Here is a 2,891-nt window from a genome sequence, read left to right on the forward strand (position 1 = left end):
GGTTAAGCCCTCGATCGATTAGTATCCGTCAGCTCCACGTGTCGCCACGCTTCCACCTCGGACCTATCGACCTCGTCATCTTCGAGGGATCTTACCCGCCTGACGCGGTGGGAAATCTCATCTTGAGGGGGGCTTCACGCTTAGATGCTTTCAGCGCTTATCCCGTCCGCACATAGCTACCCAGCGGTGCCCCTGGCGGGACAACTGGTACACCAGCGGTGCGTCCATCCCGGTCCTCTCGTACTAAGGACAGCTCCTCTCAAATTTCCTGCGCCCGCGACGGATAGGGACCGAACTGTCTCACGACGTTCTGAACCCAGCTCGCGTACCGCTTTAATGGGCGAACAGCCCAACCCTTGGGACCGACTACAGCCCCAGGATGCGATGAGCCGACATCGAGGTGCCAAACCTCCCCGTCGATGTGGACTCTTGGGGGAGATCAGCCTGTTATCCCCGGGGTAGCTTTTATCCGTTGAGCGATGGCCCTTCCATGCGGAACCACCGGATCACTAAGCCCGACTTTCGTCCCTGCTCGACCTGTCCGTCTCGCAGTCAAGCTCCCTTGTGCCTTTGCACTCTCCGAATGATTTCCAACCATTCTGAGGGAACCTTTGGGCGCCTCCGTTACCTTTTGGGAGGCGACCGCCCCAGTCAAACTGCCCGCCTGACACTGTCTCCCACCCCGTGGTATCCCACCGCCGCCTCCACCGAAGCTGGCGCTCCGGCTTCCCAGGCTCCCACCTATCCTGTACAAGCGATACCAAAATTCCATATCAGGCTGCAGTAAAGCTCCACGGGGTCTTTCCGTCCTGTCGCGGGTAACCTGCATCTTCACAGGTAGTATAATTTCACCGGGTCTCTCGTTGAGACAGCGCCCAAGTCGTTACACCTTTCGTGCGGGTCGGAACTTACCCGACAAGGAATTTCGCTACCTTAGGACCGTTATAGTTACGGCCGCCGTTTACTGGGGCTTCGGTTCGCACCTTCGCTTCCGCTAAGCGCTCCCCTTAACCTTCCAGCACCGGGCAGGTGTCAGCCCCTATACGTCGCCTTTCGGCTTCGCAGAGACCTGTGTTTTTGATAAACAGTCGCTTGGGCCTTTTCACTGCGGCTCGTTCGGGCTCTTCACCCAAACGAGCACCCCTTCTCCCGAAGTTACGGGGTCATTTTGCCGAGTTCCTTAACGAGAGTTCTCCCGCGCGCCTTAGGATTCTCTCCTCGCCTACCTGTGTCGGTTTGCGGTACGGGCACCTCTTCCCTCGCTAGAGGCTTTTCTTGGCAGTGTGAAATCGGGGACTTCCGGATGACTCCGTCGCCATCACCGCTTGGCCTTACAATCCGCGGATTTGCCTACGGATCAGCCTTGCGGCTTGGACAGGCTCTTCCAGCCGCCTGCTCGCCCTATCCTCCTGCGTCCCCCCATCGCTCAAACGGGAAGGAGGTGGTACAGGAATCTCAACCTGTTGTCCATCACCTACGCCTTTCGGCCTCGGCTTAGGTCCCGACTAACCCTGAGCGGACGAACCTTCCTCAGGAACCCTTAGGCTTTCGGCGCAGAGGATTCTCACCTCTGTTTTCGCTACTCATACCGGCATTCTCACTTCTAAGCGCTCCACCAGTCCTTCCGGTCTGGCTTCAACGCCCTTAGAACGCTCCCCTACCGATGACCAACGGTCATCCCGCAGCTTCGGCGGCACGTTTAGCCCCGGTACATTTTCGGCGCAGAGTCACTCGACCAGTGAGCTATTACGCACTCTTTAAATGGTGGCTGCTTCTAAGCCAACATCCTGGTTGTCTTTGCAACTCCACATCCTTTTCCACTGAACGTGCACTTTGGGGCCTTAGCTGGCGATCTGGGCTGTTTCCCTCTCGACCACGGATCTTATCACTCGCAGTCTGACTCCCGGGCATAAGTCGTTGGCATTCGGAGTTTGACTGGGTTCGGTAACCCGATGAGGGCCCCTAGCCCAATCAGTGCTCTACCTCCAACACTCTCCATCCCGAGGCTAGCCCTAAAGCTATTTCGGGGAGAACCAGCTATCTCCAAGTTCGATTGGCATTTCACCCCTACCCACACCTCATCCCCGCACTTTTCAACGTGCGTGGGTTCGGGCCTCCAGCCGGTGTTACCCGGCCTTCACCCTGGACATGGGTAGATCACCTGGTTTCGGGTCGACGACGACGTACTTTTCGCCCTRTTCAGACTCGCTTTCGCTGCGGCTCCGCCTCTTCGGCTTAACCTCGCACGCCATCGTCACTCGCCGGTTCATTCTACAAAAGGCACGCCATCACGCATGAACGCGCTCTGACTACTTGTAGGCACACGGTTTCAGGTTCTCTTTCACTCCCCTTCCGGGGTGCTTTTCACCTTTCCCTCACGGTACTGGTGCACTATCGGTCACTAGGGAGTATTTAGCCTTGGGAGATGGTCCTCCCTGCTTCCGACGGGATTTCCCGTGTCCCGCCGTACTCAGGATCCGCTCGGGAGGGAACGAAGTTTCGACTACAGGGCTGTCACCTTCTCTGGCCGGCCGTTCCAGACCGGTTCGTCTACCCCGTTCCTTTCTCACTCCCACAATGAGCGGTCCTACAACCCCAAGAGGCACGCCTCTTGGTTTGGGCTGTTCCCGTTTCGCTCGCCGCTACTCAGGGAATCGCGTTTGCTTTCTTCTCCTCCGGGTACTAAGATGTTTCAGTTCCCCGGGTGTGCCCTCCATGCCCTATGGATTCAGGCATGGATACTGCCCCATTACGGACAGTGGGTTCCCCCATTCGGACATCTCCGGATCRACGCTTGCTTACAGCTCCCCGGAGCGTTTCGGCGTTTGCCCCGTCCTTCATCGGCTCCTAGTGCCAAGGCATCCACCGTGCGCCCTTTCTAGCTTAACCTA

1 rRNA gene is annotated in these 2,891 nt (G+C 57.7%); it reads right to left on the minus strand.

Going from position 1 to position 2,891, the window contains the following annotated elements:
* Positions 1-2,889: ribosomal RNA gene (locus tag CV944_RS16740) — 23S ribosomal RNA — on the minus strand; the annotation flags it as partial.
* Between the last annotated feature and the right edge of the window lie 2 nt (positions 2,890-2,891).

It is taken from the genome of Geobacillus sp. WSUCF-018B (genome assembly GCF_002809985.1).
In the GTDB taxonomy this organism is placed as follows: Bacteria; Bacillota; Bacilli; order Bacillales; family Anoxybacillaceae; genus Geobacillus; species Geobacillus thermophilus.